The 16,088-nt window shown below is 37.9% G+C and carries 16 protein-coding genes; all 16 read right to left on the bottom strand.

Annotated elements, in window-relative coordinates; translation table 11 throughout:
- The 16 genes from MHI04_RS00400 to rnmV all read right to left on the bottom strand — a co-directional run bounded on the left by MHI04_RS00400 (position 1) and on the right by rnmV (position 15,887).
- On the bottom strand, positions 1-1,623 hold the full coding sequence (locus MHI04_RS00400; RefSeq protein ID WP_036122352.1) for an oligosaccharide flippase family protein: 1,623 nt from the start codon (positions 1,621-1,623) through the stop codon (positions 1-3).
- 159 nt (positions 1,624-1,782) lie between these two features.
- Positions 1,783-2,319 carry a stage V sporulation protein T gene (gene spoVT, locus MHI04_RS00395; protein WP_036122344.1) on the bottom strand — a complete coding sequence of 179 codons (537 nt, stop codon included), beginning with the start codon at positions 2,317-2,319 and terminating at the stop codon, positions 1,783-1,785.
- Positions 2,320-2,574: 255 nt separating this feature from the next.
- Positions 2,575-6,081 (bottom strand): transcription-repair coupling factor, encoded by a 3,507-nt coding sequence (gene mfd, locus MHI04_RS00390; protein ID WP_342535241.1) that lies wholly within the window; start codon positions 6,079-6,081, stop codon positions 2,575-2,577.
- 142 nt (positions 6,082-6,223) lie between these two features.
- Entirely contained in the window at positions 6,224-6,451 is a 228-nt protein-coding gene (locus MHI04_RS00385; RefSeq protein WP_004229176.1) for an anti-sigma-F factor Fin, read from the bottom strand.
- Positions 6,452-6,696: 245 nt separating this feature from the next.
- A complete protein-coding gene (pth, locus tag MHI04_RS00380) occupies positions 6,697-7,263 on the bottom strand; it encodes an aminoacyl-tRNA hydrolase (RefSeq protein ID WP_036122336.1) in 567 nt (188 codons plus the stop codon).
- A 145-nt stretch (positions 7,264-7,408) separates the two neighbouring features.
- Positions 7,409-7,999 carry a 50S ribosomal protein L25/general stress protein Ctc gene (locus MHI04_RS00375; protein WP_036122334.1) on the bottom strand — a complete coding sequence of 197 codons (591 nt, stop codon included), beginning with the start codon at positions 7,997-7,999 and terminating at the stop codon, positions 7,409-7,411.
- Between the two features lie 249 nt (positions 8,000-8,248).
- Positions 8,249-9,208 carry a ribose-phosphate diphosphokinase gene (locus MHI04_RS00370; RefSeq protein WP_036122331.1) on the bottom strand — a complete coding sequence of 320 codons (960 nt, stop codon included), beginning with the start codon at positions 9,206-9,208 and terminating at the stop codon, positions 8,249-8,251.
- A 24-nt stretch (positions 9,209-9,232) separates the two neighbouring features.
- Positions 9,233-10,603, bottom strand: a complete 1,371-nt coding sequence (gene glmU, locus MHI04_RS00365) for a bifunctional UDP-N-acetylglucosamine diphosphorylase/glucosamine-1-phosphate N-acetyltransferase GlmU (RefSeq protein ID WP_141905714.1) — start codon at positions 10,601-10,603, stop codon at positions 9,233-9,235.
- Positions 10,604-10,864: 261 nt separating this feature from the next.
- Positions 10,865-11,167: a septation regulator SpoVG gene (spoVG, locus tag MHI04_RS00360; protein ID WP_036122325.1), complete on the bottom strand. Its 303-nt coding sequence runs from the start codon at positions 11,165-11,167 to the stop codon at positions 10,865-10,867.
- Between the two features lie 219 nt (positions 11,168-11,386).
- The gene (locus tag MHI04_RS00355) at positions 11,387-11,761 is read right to left on the bottom strand and encodes a RidA family protein (protein ID WP_036122322.1); all 375 of its coding nucleotides are present in this window, start codon (positions 11,759-11,761) and stop codon (positions 11,387-11,389) included.
- On the bottom strand, positions 11,758-12,591 hold the full coding sequence (gene purR, locus MHI04_RS00350; RefSeq protein ID WP_004229190.1) for a pur operon repressor: 834 nt from the start codon (positions 12,589-12,591) through the stop codon (positions 11,758-11,760). The genes MHI04_RS00355 and purR overlap by 4 nt, the downstream gene beginning before the upstream one ends.
- Before the next feature lie 56 nt (positions 12,592-12,647).
- Positions 12,648-13,514 (bottom strand): 4-(cytidine 5'-diphospho)-2-C-methyl-D-erythritol kinase, encoded by an 867-nt coding sequence (ispE, locus tag MHI04_RS00345; protein ID WP_036122319.1) that lies wholly within the window; start codon positions 13,512-13,514, stop codon positions 12,648-12,650.
- Between the two features lie 221 nt (positions 13,515-13,735).
- Positions 13,736-13,915 (bottom strand): small, acid-soluble spore protein, alpha/beta type, encoded by a 180-nt coding sequence (locus tag MHI04_RS00340; RefSeq protein ID WP_036122317.1) that lies wholly within the window; start codon positions 13,913-13,915, stop codon positions 13,736-13,738.
- Positions 13,916-14,029: 114 nt separating this feature from the next.
- Positions 14,030-14,290 (bottom strand): Veg family protein, encoded by a 261-nt coding sequence (locus MHI04_RS00335; protein WP_004229199.1) that lies wholly within the window; start codon positions 14,288-14,290, stop codon positions 14,030-14,032.
- A gap of 156 nt (positions 14,291-14,446) precedes the next feature.
- Positions 14,447-15,328, bottom strand: coding sequence for a 16S rRNA (adenine(1518)-N(6)/adenine(1519)-N(6))-dimethyltransferase RsmA (gene rsmA / locus MHI04_RS00330; protein WP_036122314.1), 882 nt, complete (start codon positions 15,326-15,328; stop codon positions 14,447-14,449).
- Positions 15,321-15,887: a ribonuclease M5 gene (gene rnmV, locus MHI04_RS00325; RefSeq protein ID WP_036122312.1), complete on the bottom strand. Its 567-nt coding sequence runs from the start codon at positions 15,885-15,887 to the stop codon at positions 15,321-15,323. Before rnmV ends, rsmA begins: the two co-directional genes overlap by 8 nt.
- Positions 15,888-16,088 lie beyond the last annotated feature (201 nt).

The raw sequence follows: 16,088 nt of genomic DNA, 5'->3' as shown, positions 1-16,088 counted from the left end.
CTACTTCTTTGAATTGAGCCAAAGTTGGTAAACAGCCATTCTACGTCCAAACGGCAATAAATACCACTCTTTCTCCATTAATACTCGTTTCTTCGCAATGACAGTCAGCATAACAAATGCCCCTATGGATACAGCTGTTAAACCCGTCACCATAGCTACCATACGTGAAGACAGTGAATGGCTTAAGATTGCCGATACAAACTGTAACCAGACAAGTACAACGACTGCCATACTGAAAGAGGCTGTCCCAACTTTTTTATAAAAATCGACAGATGCTAGCTGAATGCCAGTCAATGTTTTTAAATAAATAATTAGTAAAATCGCTGTTAATAATAATCCTATATCATTTACGATAGCCGCTCCTAATACACCTAACCAACCGATTAATCGTACATTCAGTATCATTTTTAGCAGAAAACCTAGCATTAAAAATAGAGCTGGCTTTTTTAATTTTCCATAGCCTTGTAAAATCGCTGTAAATGTAAGAATAATCGATAATGGTACAATTTGGAATACATAGACGATTAATACTTCGGATAAAGTATTCGTTTTGAAAAGCATTTCATTTAAATACGGCATAACTAGCATTAAACCCAAGGCTGCAGACCAGCCGAATAGTATGGACGCTTTGTACGTTAATTGTATAAATGGAACTGCACTGCGCCCCTCTTGTTTTTTAGATAAATGAGCAACAAGCGGAACAATAGCAAGCGACAATGAGGATGCAATGACAACACCTAGTTGAACTAAAGGTTGTCCACGATCATAAATACCTTTTGTTTCCTTCGCCATTGTAGGATTCATGCCATTATCAATTAATGCTGAATATATCGTAAACGAATCGACAAGCTGATATCCAAGTAGTAGAAGACCGCTCATACTGACACTTAAGCTTAGCCATGTCACCTCTTTAACAATGGGCAAACTTGAAATAGGATGTAGTTGTAGTTTAGTTAGCTTTAGCCCAAAACGTTTATATGAGATATAGGCAAGTAATAACAAGGCCGTAATTTCACCAATTACAGTACCAATAACAGCCATTTCACCTGCACCATAAAGGGATTTAGTAGTCGTCATAATGATAAATGTTCCTGCTAAAATAACAGTAACTCTTACCGCTTGTTCGAGGACTTGGGCATAAGCAATCGGCTCCATAATGCCTCTAGATTGGAAGCCACCTTTTAAAATAGCCAATGCTGGCATAACCAATACTACAAATGAGCCTGAGCGAATCAATGGTGCTAATTGAGCATCTCCCATCAATTGGGCAATTTTTTCAGCTCCTCCAAATAAAACAGCAAAAAACAGTAGCGATAACACCGTCAAATACCGGAAAACCACACGCATAATAGTGCTTCGTCTTTGATTACGTTCTATTGTATCAACAATGCAATCATTATCTGCAAGCATTTTAGAAATGGCTATAGCAAAGCCACTAGATGTCCAAACAACGAAAATCGATATAACTGGATATACCTGTTGATAGATATAAAAGCCTTCATCTCCAACTAGATTTTGAAAAGGTACACGATAAATTGCACTAAGAACCTTTACAATAAGAGCCGCTATTGTCAATAAGGCGGCACCCTTCATGTAGCTTTTCATGCCAAAACGTTGCGACATAAATTGCCCTCTTTCCTTCTTAACAATGCCAATAGTATAGCATATCTCAAAAGTTTGACGCGCTAAGGAGCTATACTGTTCCTATATTGACCAATCTTTATGTACGCAAAAAAAGTTATTGTTCAGCCTTAAAGGTCATCGCAATAACTTTTCCATGCATCAACTATTCATTTGTTTAGCTAAGAAGTTTGCAGCTGTTTCCACTACTTTTACCTCTACTTCACCGACAAAATGTACTTTAGATAAGGCAATAATGCAACCTATCGGATCACCGTTCACCATAATAGGTGTCGCACAATACGATTTCACTTGCTCATATTGCCCAGGGACAATTTCAATCGTTGTCTCCATTTTTTCTATTTTTGTTGAGCGCTCTTCCATGAAGCTCTCCGCAAAGGATGTAATGCGACGGTTAATATATTCCTTTTTACCAATCCCTGCAACTGCGATTACCTCATCGCGGTCAGTGACAAATGCTGGTGTTCCTAATGTTTCATAAAGTGTTTCAACATATTCTCTTGCAAATTCACCCAAATCATTGATGGGCGAATATTTTTTTAATATGACTTCACCTTCACGGTCCGTATAAATTTCAAGCGGGTCGCCTTCACGAATACGTAGCGTCCTACGAATTTCTTTCGGAATAACCACACGCCCTAAATCATCAATACGACGAACAATTCCTGTTGCCTTCATTCTAATGCCTCGCTTTCGCTACAATGAAATTTTTATTCAACTATAGTATGGTTTTTTTTTAAACAATCTATGCAAAAACTGAAGAAAAAGGATTTCACAACCATCAAATTTTTTCAAAAAACTTTATTACTTACATCAATCAACTCCTTATTAGATTACCCAAGGAACAAATTTCTATAATCAATTCATAAAAAAAACTGGAAAAATAAAAAGGCTATCTTATCTCTTCCATAAAAAGATAAGATTAGCCTTTTGCTATTTTTTTGCCTTATCGATAATTTGCATTAGCTCTTCCAAAATATCAAAGGGTGGATATTTTCCGCTCTTACGCTCATCGATTGTTAATTTCAACTGCATGCCATCCATACCAAAGCCAACAGCACGCTCAAACTTCATTGACGCTTCAATAATCTTACTGCCATCGACATTGGCTGTCCCCTGTTCGGATAATAGGATAGTAATAATTTTTTGCTTTTCCTTTACAGATACTACTCCAGCACCTAAGCCCCAAACCTTCATTCTTGCTATTCGTAGTAAACGCTCTGTTTCTATTGGAAGATCGCCAAATCGATCCTCCAATTCCTCCATGATTTCTTCGTACTCCTCCACCTGATCCATTGCCTTAATACGTTTATACATTTGGATTTTTTGATACCCATCTGGAATATAGGCATCGGGGATATAAGCATCAACACTTAGCAATATTTCTATATCTGGCTTTTCTTCTTTTTTCACGCCTGTTTGACGTTCAGCAATGGCATCCTGAAGCATTTGTGAGTATAAATCAAAGCCGACTGAATCGATAAAGCCATGCTGCTGCGCACCAAGTAAGTTACCTGCTCCCCGAATAGATAAATCACGCATAGCAATTTTAAAGCCGGAGCCTAGCTCAGTAAATTCTTTAATTGCCTGCAATCGTTGTTCCGCTACATCTGTCAATACTTTGTCACGCTGGTACATAAAGTACGCATAGGCTACCCTGTTAGAGCGACCAACACGTCCACGTAATTGATAGAGCTGCGCTAAGCCCATGCGATCAGCATCATGAACAATTAATGTATTCACATTTGGTATATCGACGCCTGTCTCAATAATGGTTGTTGTAACAAGCACATCATAGTCACCCTCTAAAAAGGCTAAAATCACAGATTCCAGCTCTGACTCTGTCATTTTTCCATGCGCAAAGCCTATACGTGCTTCAGGGACAAGCACTTGAATCTCCTCAACCTTCCGAGCCATATCTTCTACTCGGTTATATAAATAAAACACTTGTCCGCCACGCGCCATTTCCCGCTCGATAGCTTCTCGCACTAATGCACCACTGTGCTCCATCACATATGTTTGAACCGGGAATCGGTTAGCAGGAGGCGTTTCAATAACAGATAAATCTCGGACTCCTACCATTGACATGTGAAGTGTCCTCGGGATTGGAGTTGCCGTTAAAGTTAAAACATCAACATTTGTCTTTAGCTGTTTAATTTTTTCCTTATGTGTCACACCAAAGCGTTGTTCTTCGTCAACAATTAACAAACCAAGATCTTGGAAAATTAAATCTTTAGATAAAATTCGATGTGTTCCTATAACTATATCAACGCGCCCCTCTTTTAAGCCTTTTAATGTGGCAGACTGCTCCTTTTTCGTTCGGAAACGAGATAACAGGCCAACATTAATGGCAAAATCCTGAAAGCGCTCACGGATGGTTTCATAATGCTGCTGGGCTAAAATCGTTGTAGGAACGAGGAATGCAACCTGTTTACCATCTTGAATAGCTTTAAATGCTGCACGAATGGCTACCTCGGTTTTACCATAGCCTACATCACCGCACACTAAACGGTCCATAGGGCGTTCTCGCTCCATATCTCGTTTCACTTCTACAATAGAACGTAGCTGATCCTCTGTTTCCTCATAAGGGAACAATGACTCGAAATTACGCTGGTCATCATTATCAGGTGTAAAAGCATGCCCCTTCTCAGCTTCACGCTTCGCATATAGCTTAATTAAATCGTCGGCAATATCCTGTACAGCAGAAGATACCTTCGCTTTAGCCTTTTTCCATTCAGCGCCACCTAATTTATGTAGCTTCGGTTCACGATCCTCTGACGCCACATATTTTTGGATTAAGTCTATTTGTTCTACAGGTACGTATAGTTTATCGTCTGCACGATAGCGAATATGCAAATAATCCTTATGTGTACCATTGACCTCTAATGTTTCTACACCAATATATTTACCAATCCCATGATGAACATGTACAACATAATCACCTGGTTTAATTTCCGTATAGCTTTTAATACGTTCAGCATTAGTCATTTTTTGTGTACGTGCTTTTTTCTTTGCCTGCTGTTTAAAAAGCTCGTCTTCTGTCACAATTGCTAGACGTTGCAGTGGCAATTCAAAGCCACTCGACAAGCCACCATCTACTATATAAATACCAGGTTCTGTTGGTTCACCAATAGCCGTATGAATATCGTATTCTCCAAGCATGTGCTGAACTCGTTTAACACGTTCTTTATCTCTTGCAACAATCAGTACGGTAAATTTACCAAGTAACCAACGTTCGACTTCAGTTTGAAGCAATGACATTTGTCCGTGAAATTGCTGCATTGGCTTACAAGAGAAATTAGTTGTCTTATTAAACGTTATTCCAGCAAATGTTCTTGAAAATAATGAAAATGATAGCTTCTGTTGTGACAACATTGCTTGTATTTCTTTTAATGTAAAGGCAGGTTTGACATCATGAACCATTTTTCCTTCTTCAATTAAAGATAAAAACCATTCATCCTCTTCACGTTCCCATGCATCCATCACTTCCTGAATGCGTCCAAGCTCGTCAAAGAGCACAATACCATCTTGTGCAAAATAATCTCCTAAATAAGCTGTTTTATCGTATAATAATGAGCCGTATTTATTTACGTAGTCGGGTAAATTCCCTTGCTGTAACAATTCAATATCATATTGAATATATTGATACAGAAGTTCCTTTGTCTCCTGCTTTTTAACCTTCTTTAGGCTTGCAGCCAATGCCGCTTCTAAACGGCCTGCTAATGCCTGCCTTTCTAACTTAGTTAGAATGACCTCTGAAGCAGGAAGAATACGAATCTTTTGTAATTTATCAATCGAACGTTGATCATCTGCTGAAAATGTTCGTATGGAATCAACCTCAGTATCAAATAATTCAATTCGAATAGGTGCTTCCAAATAAGGTGGATAAATATCTAGTATGCCTCCACGCAACGCAAATTCTCCAGGTGTCGTTACCATTGAATTACGCACATAGCCCATTTCAACTAATGTTTGTAACCAAGTATCTATTTCAATCTCATCGCCTACAGCTGTTTGTAAAAAATATTGTAGCCAATGTTCCTTAGGCTGCATTATTTTCCGTAAACCTGCCACTGGTATGACGTAGACAGCCTTCTCACCTCTAGCTAAGCAATCGAGTGTTGCAATTCGCTCCGCACGTAGTTCTGGTGAAGCAACAGAAAGGTCTGCTGCAATGAATTCATCCGCTGGATAATAATGAACATGCTCTTCACCTAATATTCCAGCAAGCTCATCAACCATCTTTTGTGCCTGCAGTAGATTAGGAGAAACAATGTAGATTGGCTTCTTCACATGCTCAAATAACGCATCGACCATTACGGGGCGTGCGCTTCCTGTTAAACCAGTAATAAGCTGTGATGCAGTTTGACCGCTCTGAATCTCCTGTAAAAATGATGTAATATGTTTATCCTGCGACACAAGCTGTCGTAAAACCTCCACAGTCAAAAGCTCCTTTCAGCATAAAATTCTAAATTTTCAATGCTATTATTCTAGTACTATTTTATTTATCTTTCTTATCAGCTATTTTATAAAATGGAAAAAGCCTTGAACACACATGAAGTGCGTCAAAGCATCCTTCCAATTATTGAATCCATTTATTGAGTGCGTGATAATCTGGATATTGTTTCAGCGAATCCTCACATTGCTCACAAATGCAGTGCACAGTCGTTTGTCCATGTTGATCTTTCTCAACATAATCATCTGCTTCTCCCAATTCAAAAATATGCAATTTTCGAATTGTATCATCTGCATCAAATGGTAGTGTCCCTATTTCTACTTCACAATGCCGACATCGGTAGCGAACTGACATCTCCAAATCATCCTCCTTTAAGCAGCTTTCTACTTAAAGTATAGACATTTATAAAACGGATTATGCACTTTCCAATGGCATCCGCATTGCAATAACTTGAAAATTAGAGAATTGATTTTTGCTTGTAGTAAAGACTAATCACTACAAACATCAGCTGTCATGATAGTAAAAGGTCTGTAGTCATTCACCTTAAACCAGTCCAATTATCCAAAGACTTTAACGGAAATTTATTAGTGGCATTCCATCTATTTGCTAGCGTTAAAGTGATTCATCACATCAAGAAATGGCTTTGAAAGAGATGCTTCAACAGCATTTACAGAATTTTCAATGGCTTCTTCAATAAGACCTTGATCGTCCTTTGAAAATCTTGCTAATACATAGTCTGCTACCTTCATACCAGCTGGTGGGCGGCTAATCCCTACTCGGATACGATTAAATTCCTGAGTACCAAGATGCTGAATTAAGGATTTAATGCCGTTATGACCACCTGCACTTCCTTTTTGTCGCAGACGTAATTTACCTGTTTCTAAATCTAAGTCATCATAAATAACAATCAAATCTTCTACATCAATATCAAAATAATCCATAAGGGGACCGACACATTCCCCTGATAAATTCATATATGTTAAAGGTTTAACAAGTAGAACCTTTCCCTCAGGTCGATGTACAGTTGTATACATCCCATTAAATTTCGAGTTTGTTAAAGGTGTCCCCCATTTTTCTGCTAATGCATCAATAACATCAAAGCCAATATTATGTCTTGTATGTTCATAAGGTTTACCTGGATTTCCTAATCCAACGATAATTTTCATAAGTACCTCTCTCTTCTTTCCAATCTAATAGTCATTATTTTACCATATAGCACACCTAGAAAGCATTTTGTACAATCCTACTGACATAAAAAAAGGCTAATAAGAAAGCCGTAGCCTCCTTATTAGCCTTACCTATTATTTACTTTTATACTTGCTCTTCCACACTTTCTGTAGTCTCTTCCCCTACAGAAGGAGGCGCCACAACGGTTACTAATATATAGTCATCTTCACTGATGATTTCAACAGGTATTTTTTCACGAATATCTGCTACCGTTAGGGTTTCCCCGATTTTCAATGCTGAAATATCAACATCAATTGATTCAGGTAACGCCGCAGGTTTTACTTTCACTTTCAATTCTAAGTTAGGCTGCATTAAAATACCGCCCTCACTTACTCCAACTGACTGACCAAGTAATTTAATCGGAACATCAGCTTCTAACTCTTCAGCCATATTAATAGCTAAAAAGTCGACATGATTTACTTCATCTTTCAATGAACATTGCTGTACCTCTGACACAACAGCATTCACTTTTTTCCCCTCTAACTCTAGTGAAAACACACTATTTTGCCCATTTTTTTGAATGGATTTTTTAAAATCTTTTGCAGCAATAGAAATTGGGGTTGAATCTAACTTATAGCCGTAAATAACTGCAGGAATGGCTCCCCCTTTTCTAAGTTGGGTTAATGTCGAACGATGCCCAGTTTCGCGCCTTGTAACACTTAATACTGTACTCATACCTCTTTATTCCCCTTCCAAGAAAATTATTTACGCCTTATCAACAATGTATTTGTTGAAGGCTATGATAATATTTAGCTCTATTTTTTAACTTAGAGTAAATATTATTAAGACACATTATCTATTATACCCCTTTGTGAGATGATTCACACCAAAAGCACTCATCTATTACGTCACCTTCACAAAAATGAATATAAAAAAGACAAATCCACCCAAAAAGGTAGATTTGTCTTTAACTCGCCATATTTATTAATCAAATAGAGTACTTACAGATTTGTTTTCATAAACACGAGAAATAGCATCAGCCATTAATTTAGCTACAGAAAGCTCCGTAATTTTAGGCGATTTTTTCTCTGCTGGCAACTGAATTGTATTTGTCACAACTAATTCTTTAATAGAAGAGTTTTCAATACGTTCAATCGCTGGGCCAGATAATACAGGGTGTGAGCAGCAAGCATAAACTTCTTTAGCGCCAGCAGCACGTAAAGCATCGGCACCAATTGTAATTGTACCTGCTGTATCAATAATATCATCAATCAAGATTGCCACTTTACCATCAACATTACCAACAATGTTCATAACTTCCGCAACATTTGGTTTCGGACGACGTTTGTCAATAATTGCAATCGGTGCTTTTAATCGTTCAGCCATTTTACGAGCACGTGTTACCCCACCATGGTCTGGTGAAACAATCACGATTTCATCATCTGGAATACCTTTAGATTTGAAGTAATCAGATAGTAATGGTACCGCCATTAAGTGGTCAATTAAGATATCGAAGAAACCTTGGATTTGAGGTGCGTGTAAATCTAATACGATAACACGTGTTGCACCAGCAGTCTCAAGTAGGTTAGCCACTAATTTAGCTGTAATTGGCTCACGCGCCTTTGCTTTACGGTCTTGGCGTGCATAACCATAATAAGGCATTACAACGTTTACTGTACGAGCAGACGCACGTTTAACTGCATCTACCATAATTAAAAGCTCCATTAAATGTTCGTTTACTGGTGCAGAAGTAGACTGCACGATAAACACATCACAACCACGAATACTTTCTTCAATGCTAATTTGAACTTCTCCATCGCTGAAGTGCTTAACAGAAGATTTACCTAATTCAACGCCCATTTCCTGCGCAATTTCTTGAGCTAATGGATTATTGGAATTAAGTGAAAATATTTTTAATTGTGAGTTTGCATAATGATACGGCATGATGGCCTCCTGTTTAGTTGATAATTATTTTGAATTTAATTTGCTTACATAATTCGGTTTGTTTTCTTGTCGTGCACGAGCTATTGCTAGTGCGTCTTCAGGAACTTCTTTAGTAATTGTAGAACCTGCTGCAATAAATGAACCTTTTCCAACTTTCACTGGTGCTACTAAGTTAGTATTACATCCTACAAATACATCATCTTCAATAATTGTTTTGAACTTGTTTTTTCCATCATAATTTACTGTAATGGAACCACAGCCAATATTGACGTTACTGCCTATTTCTGCATCACCAATATAGCTTAAATGTGATACTTTCGTGTCATTATCTAGCTTGCTTTTCTTCACTTCTACAAAGTTACCAATTTTCACATGGCTACCGATGTCTGAAAGTGGTCGAATATGAGCAAATGGCCCAATAGCTGTATCATCCGCAATAGCGCTTTCACGTACAACAGAAGAATGTACAGTTGTGCGGTCACCAATACGACTATCTACAATTTGAGTATTTGGTCCAATTATGCAATCTTCACCGATAACAGTGGCACCTTCAATCATTGAGCCTGGTTGAATAACCGTATCGCGCCCAATAACTGCGTCTGCGCTAATATGCGTTGTTTCAGGATGTATAATTGTGACACCATTACGCATATGTTTTTCATTGATTCTCGTACGCATTAATGTCTCAGCTTGTGACAAAGCTACACGATCATTGACACCTAATGTTTCTTCAAAATCATCAGTGACATAAGCTTCAACAATATCACCTTGCTTTTGTAAAATTTCAATGACATCCGGTAAATAATATTCACCTTGTGCATTGTCATTTTTCACAAGCTTCAATGTTTCAAATAACAATTTGTTATCAAAGCAGTATGTGCCCGTGTTTATTTCTTTTACTAATTGCTGTTCTGCTGAAGCGTCCTTTTGCTCAACAATTTGCTCAACCTGTCCGTTATCGCCACGTAAAATACGACCATAGCCAGTTGGATTTTCCGCAATCGCTGTTAAAATAGTTGCTTTAGCATTCTTTGCTTGGTGATGTTCGAATAAAGCCTGCATTGTTTCAGGACGAATTAGTGGTGTATCCCCACATACAACTAATGTAGTTCCTTCTTCGTTACCTAAAATAGCCTCAGCTTGTTGAACAGCATGAGCTGTACCTAGCTGTTCGGCCTGCAGAACATACTCGCTTTTATCTCCAAGCTGTTGTTGCACTTTCTCTGCACCATGTCCAACAACCGTTACAATGCGATTTACATCTAACGTTTGAATATGATCCACCACATGTTGCACCATTGGTTTCCCACATACTGGATGGAGCACTTTATATAATTTGGACTTCATACGTGTACCTTGACCTGCAGCCAAAATGACAGCAAAAATATTGCTCATCTGTAAGTCCTCCAATACGCTCATTTTCTCTTATGACTATATAGCAAAATTCATCTATTTTCAAGGCATGTAGAGTTGACAAAAAGATGAATTACAAAATCCATTGCACCTTATGCTCGATTGTCATGAAGTATATCCTAAAATTACTCATATTCTCTTTTTATCAAAATAAAAAGAACCCTTCCTACTAGAAGAGTTCTTCCTCATTTTCTACACATTAATTTGTAGCAAATCCTTTAATAGGTATTTATTCCCTTTTTATTACACACCAATACCCTCTAATTCTTCCTCTTTGCCCGTTTCCTCTATTTCGCTAGAGTTATGATAGGCGTTTAAAATGATCTCTTGAATTTTATTTCGAGTGTCAGAATTAATTGGATGCGCAATATCTCTAAACTCCCCATCCGGTGTTCGTTTACTTGGCATAGCTACGAATAAACCAGTATTTCCATCAATTACACGAATATCATGAACAACAAACTCATTGTCAAGTGTAATGGAAGCAATCGCACGCATGCGACCATCCGTCTGTACTCGACGTAATCTCACATCAGTAACTTCCATTTTCTCACCACCTCTCTTCTTAGATGCCTTCATGAAAATATCATATCCTCAATTACCGAATATTTTCCTTTTAATAGTCTATCAAATTTTCTAAAAAATTTGAATACTTATTAGAATAATATTTTTTCTTATATACGGAATTTTTGACAATTGTTTGTCAGCTTAAAAAAATTCCCTAAAAAGAAGAGCCTTTCTTTTTAGGGAACTTAACGAATTATTTTATTTTACGATTGCGATAACTTCGATTTCTACTTTCACATCTTTCGGAAGACGAGCTACCTCTACAGCTGAACGTGCTGGTTTATGGTCACCAAAATGGCCTGCATAAACCTCATTCATTGCGATAAAGTCGTTCATATCCTTCATAAAAACCGTTGTTTTCACAACATGATCTAAAGAAGTTCCAGCTTCCGCTAAAACTGCTTTTAAATTAGCGAACACTTGATTTGTTTGAGCAGTAATATCGCCTTCCACTAATTCACCTGTAGCTGTTAATGGAATTTGACCAGAGCTATAAAACATACCGTTAACAATAATCCCCTGTGAATATGGTCCGATTGCTGCTGGCGCATTTGTTGTTGCTACTACTTTCATTTGTCATGTCCCCTTTTAGAAAAATAGTTACCTTCACTTAATGCAATTGTACGATCTTTTTCGTTTACTTCATGAAGCTTTACAAGTGAATAATAATCATCTACTAAAGTTTCGTCCGCATGCTCAGCCTCCACAAGCACCGCGATGCCTGCTAGCTGACAGTCAAATTCCTCTAATAGATTTTTCATGCCGTTCATAGTACCACCGACCTTCATAAAGTCGTCAGTAATTAACACACGTTGTCCACTCTTCATGCTTCTTTTTGATAATACCATTGTCTGAATTCTTCTGGAAGAACCAGACACATAGTTAATGCTAACTGTAGAGCCCTCAGTTACTTTACTGTCTCTTCTCACAACTACTACTGGTACATTTAAATGTCTTGCAATGGCATGGGCAATGGATATCCCCTTAGTTGCTACAGTCATTATGACATCAATTTGTTGATCTGCAAAGGCAGAAGCAAAGACCTTTCCTACACGATTTATTAAATCTGGGTTTCCTAGCAAATCTGTCATAAATAAGTAACCGCCTGGTAACAATCGATCTGAATGTTCAAGCTCTGCCTTTAAATCCTGAATGACTAAACGTACTTCTGCCTCGGACATCTTCGGAATATACTTTACTCCTCCAGCAGCACCTGGCACTGTCATCAATAACCCGATTCCTTTTTCTTCGAATGTTTCCTTTACAATCGTTAAATCCTCACTAATGGATGACTTCGCAGATTGATATAGTTCTGAAAAATAAGTTAGCGGGATCAGCTGATGTGGATGTTCTAGTAAGTAGTACGTCATATCAACTAGTCGTTCACTACGCTTCCATTTCATGCGACCCTCTCCTAAACACGAATATTTATAGGTAAAATTAACACAAATTTGCGTTTCTAAGCAAGCGTATTCCGCTCACCTAAAATTCGCACTGCATAAACTTCCTCACAAAAACCACGTAAACCATTATAAATGCGACTAACACGAGCTTCACTATCAACTAGTCCAAACACAGTCGGGCCGCTTCCACTCATTAACGTAGCATCTGCACCAAAGCGTTTCATTTGTTCTTTTAACATCACAACTTCTGGATGTAAGTTAAATGTTACAGTTTCCAAAACATTTCCTAATGAAGAACATAATAGCTCATAATCTTTTGTTTCTATCGCTTGTATCATTTGCTTGGTATTTGGATGTTTCAACCCTTCAACCTTAAGACCCCCATATACCTCAGCCGTTGACACGCCAATTTTAGGCTTTGCTAATACAACCCAACAGTTTGGAGGGGCTGGTAATTCAGCTATTTTTTCTCCACGGCCTGTAGCGAGTGCTGTGCCACCATAGACACAAAACGAAACATCCGAGCCAATTTTAGCACCCAGCTCCGCTAATTCATCTATCGATAACCCTAAATCCCAAAGCTCATTTAGTCCCTTTAATGTAGCTGCTGCATCACTACTGCCACCTGCAAGTCCAGCCGCAATGGGTATTTCCTTTTCAATAGTAATGGATACACCTTGCCTAATGCCGTATGTATCTTTAATGAGACGCGCTGCCTGATACGCAAAATTACGATGATCATTTGGTACAAAATTATCTGTTGAAATAATTTGAATAACACCGTCTTCTCGAGATTCAAGACTGATACGATCAGCTAAATCGACAGTTGTCATAACCATCTCTACTTCGTGAAAATTATCTGGCCTTTTATAAAGTACATCTAATGTTAAATTGATTTTTGCAGGCGCCTTTACATAAAGCATCTTTCTTCCTCCCTTATAGCTACACGTATAAACAGTTCTTTTTTTCGCGCAAGATTATTCATTTTATTTTACCATAATGAGAATGCGAAAATGGAAAAAAAGAACCGTTTACCCTGTTCGGAGTAACGGCTCTCTCTCGTCAGTTGTATTTGTTGTGTCAGTAAGGATTTTTATCCTTGCTGAATGAAACTTTATAAGATGACTACTTTAATAAAAATAGCCTACTTATGCTCTTGCTCATTACTTGCCCGTTCAGCCATTTCTATGGCACGTTTGACCATATTACCAGCATCTCGAGCTTTTATGCCGCCCCAGCCTTCCTTTTGCACAACATCATAAAATCCAAGCTCTTTTGCGATCTCTTCTTTTAATCGAGGTGACATGATACCTTTTCTAGGCATATAAACTCCTCCTTTAACAACTGACGAATTTAGTATGCCCGTGAAAACGCAAAACACTCATGTAGTTTTTAACATACATGAGTGTTTCTAAAATATAGAAATAAGTACTAGAAACTATTTTGCGACAGCAGCTTTTGCTTCGTCTAAAAATGTAATCTCTACTGCTTCAGTTAAAATATCTGTGTAGCTATACGATACGCGCTTGCACGTATTGTCTTCTTGATCGAGCTCTACTACAAAGATAGCGCGATATGTCTCACGTAATATCCCTGCACACTCAACCGTTTTCTTGCGACCACCATTTGCTTTTAATTGCAAACGTTTACCCAAATGACAATCCAACGACTTTTTAATGTCCGCTAAAGTTTTTGGCATTTTCGCTTACACCTCACTACTAACTAGTATAAGCGAATCGCCCAAAAATGTCAACAAAATATAATATTTTATCAGCCCATTATAAATCTTGTCAACTTATTTTTTATAAAAAGCATATATTTTTTTACATCCATGAAAAAATGTTAACAAAAATTCTTACTTTGCAAACACAGGATATAGTGCATCGGCTAATTTTCCAAACTCTTGAATAGTAAGTGTTTCTCCTCGACGAGTTGGCTCAATTGTAGCTGCCTCTAATGCCTGTAAAATTTGTTCCTTTTGTGCCTTCCCATTTGGTAAACCAGCTTGCAGATTATTGTAGATTGTTTTTCTTCTTTGAACAAAAGATGCTCGAGTCACAACAAATAAAAAATCCTCATCTATTACTTTTACTGGTGGCTCGTCATGCTTGATGAGCCGAATAACCGCTGAATCGACATTTGGTTGTGGCATAAACACTGTTTTTGGTACAGTCATAGCAATATCAGCCTTAACATAATACTGAATCGCAATAGATAATGAACCATATTCCTTCGTTCCAGGCTTAGCCGTTATACGATCAGCCACCTCTTTTTGCATCATGACAACAAAACCTCGGATTGGTAATCGGTCATTTAGCAATTTCATTAAGATTGGGGTAGTAACATAATACGGTAGATTGGCAACGACCATAATATCTTCAATACCTGGCATTTCCTCCGCAATAATCTTTGCAACATCTGCTTTAAGAATGTCAGAGTGGATAATAGACACATTATTATATGGACTAAGTGTGTCTTCTAGCACAGGTAATAAACGTTGATCAATTTCAAAGGAAACAACCTTTTTGGCACTTCTCGCCAAATGCTCTGTTAGGGCACCAATACCAGGACCAACTTCAATTGCGCCACTATTTTCCGTTAAATTTGCGTGACTTACAATATTTCGTAAAATATTAGGATCAATTAAAAAGTTTTGTCCTAAGCTTTTTTTAAATGAAAATCCATACTTTTTTAAAATTTCCTGTGTACGAATTGGTGTTGCAATATCCTTATGCATCATTTTCCTCCTGATCTAACTGTGCGACCGCCGCACCAAATTGCTGTTCTGTAATCTGAAACATTTTTAACCTTTTATGAAGCTGTTTACCGTTTGTAGCACCAATATTTAAAATTTCTCCCAGTCGATCACGTCGCTGTTTTGATTGTGGATAGCCAATCAAACGCGCTGTCATTAAATCTTCCAGTGTAATATCATCTTCATTTGGCACATCTTGTTTAGGGGTATAGACATGTCGTAATGCTTCCCGTATATCATCGTCAGCTGCATGCTCAATCCCCAAGCCTTTACCATTCTTCGCAATTGTTTTGGCTTTTGGTAAAAAGGCATGTTTCACTCCTTGAACACGCTCTTCAATAATGGCACGTATTCGACGTCCTGGGTAGTCAGGATCCGTAAATACAATAACACCACGCTTTTCTTGAGCATGTTGGATTCGCTTCAATGTTTCTTCAGAGATAGCAGATCCATTTGTTTCTATAGTATCTGCTTGTACGGCACGCTTAATAGCTGTCGTATCATCTTTTCCTTCAACGACAATGATTTCTTTTATTTGCAAAAAGACTCCTCTTTTCTATCTACCTTATCTTCTGACCATTTTACAACTGCAAGATACCGTTTGTACAGAAATACAGGGTTTGAACGAGCCTTCTAGCGAACGTACCGTCAAACATTGCTAATAATTAGCATTCCAACGCTTTCTTTCAAGGGGCGTTTGTTGTACTTACTGTTTAAACAGTTGTTAAAACAAAAAAAAGCC

This window comes from Lysinibacillus sp. FSL K6-1151 (assembly GCF_038630755.1).
GTDB classification, from domain to species: domain Bacteria; phylum Bacillota; class Bacilli; order Bacillales_A; family Planococcaceae; genus Lysinibacillus; species Lysinibacillus fusiformis_D.
This window is presented reverse-complemented; position numbering and strand designations above follow the sequence as displayed.

Excerpts from the sequence above, each read along its gene's own strand:
- MHI04_RS00400 (WP_036122352.1), bottom strand. The coding sequence starts at position 1,623 with ATGTCGCAACGTTTTGGCATGAAAAGCTACATGAAGGGTGCCGCCTTA.
- spoVT (WP_036122344.1), bottom strand. The coding sequence starts at position 2,319 with ATGAAGGCAACAGGAATTGTTCGTCGTATTGATGATTTAGGGCGTGTG.
- MHI04_RS00385 (WP_004229176.1), bottom strand. The coding sequence starts at position 6,451 with ATGTCAGTTCGCTACCGATGTCGGCATTGTGAAGTAGAAATAGGGACA.
- pth (WP_036122336.1), bottom strand. The coding sequence starts at position 7,263 with ATGAAAATTATCGTTGGATTAGGAAATCCAGGTAAACCTTATGAACAT.
- MHI04_RS00375 (WP_036122334.1), bottom strand. The coding sequence starts at position 7,999 with ATGAGTACAGTATTAAGTGTTACAAGGCGCGAAACTGGGCATCGTTCG.
- MHI04_RS00370 (WP_036122331.1), bottom strand. The coding sequence starts at position 9,208 with ATGCCGTATCATTATGCAAACTCACAATTAAAAATATTTTCACTTAAT.
- glmU (WP_141905714.1), bottom strand. The coding sequence starts at position 10,603 with ATGAGCAATATTTTTGCTGTCATTTTGGCTGCAGGTCAAGGTACACGT.
- spoVG (WP_036122325.1), bottom strand. The coding sequence starts at position 11,167 with ATGGAAGTTACTGATGTGAGATTACGTCGAGTACAGACGGATGGTCGC.
- MHI04_RS00355 (WP_036122322.1), bottom strand. The coding sequence starts at position 11,761 with ATGAAAGTAGTAGCAACAACAAATGCGCCAGCAGCAATCGGACCATAT.
- purR (WP_004229190.1), bottom strand. The coding sequence starts at position 12,591 with ATGAAATGGAAGCGTAGTGAACGACTAGTTGATATGACGTACTACTTA.
- ispE (WP_036122319.1), bottom strand. The coding sequence starts at position 13,514 with ATGCTTTATGTAAAGGCGCCTGCAAAAATCAATTTAACATTAGATGTA.
- MHI04_RS00340 (WP_036122317.1), bottom strand. The coding sequence starts at position 13,915 with ATGCCTAGAAAAGGTATCATGTCACCTCGATTAAAAGAAGAGATCGCA.
- MHI04_RS00335 (WP_004229199.1), bottom strand. The coding sequence starts at position 14,290 with ATGCCAAAAACTTTAGCGGACATTAAAAAGTCGTTGGATTGTCATTTG.
- rsmA (WP_036122314.1), bottom strand. The coding sequence starts at position 15,328 with ATGCATAAGGATATTGCAACACCAATTCGTACACAGGAAATTTTAAAA.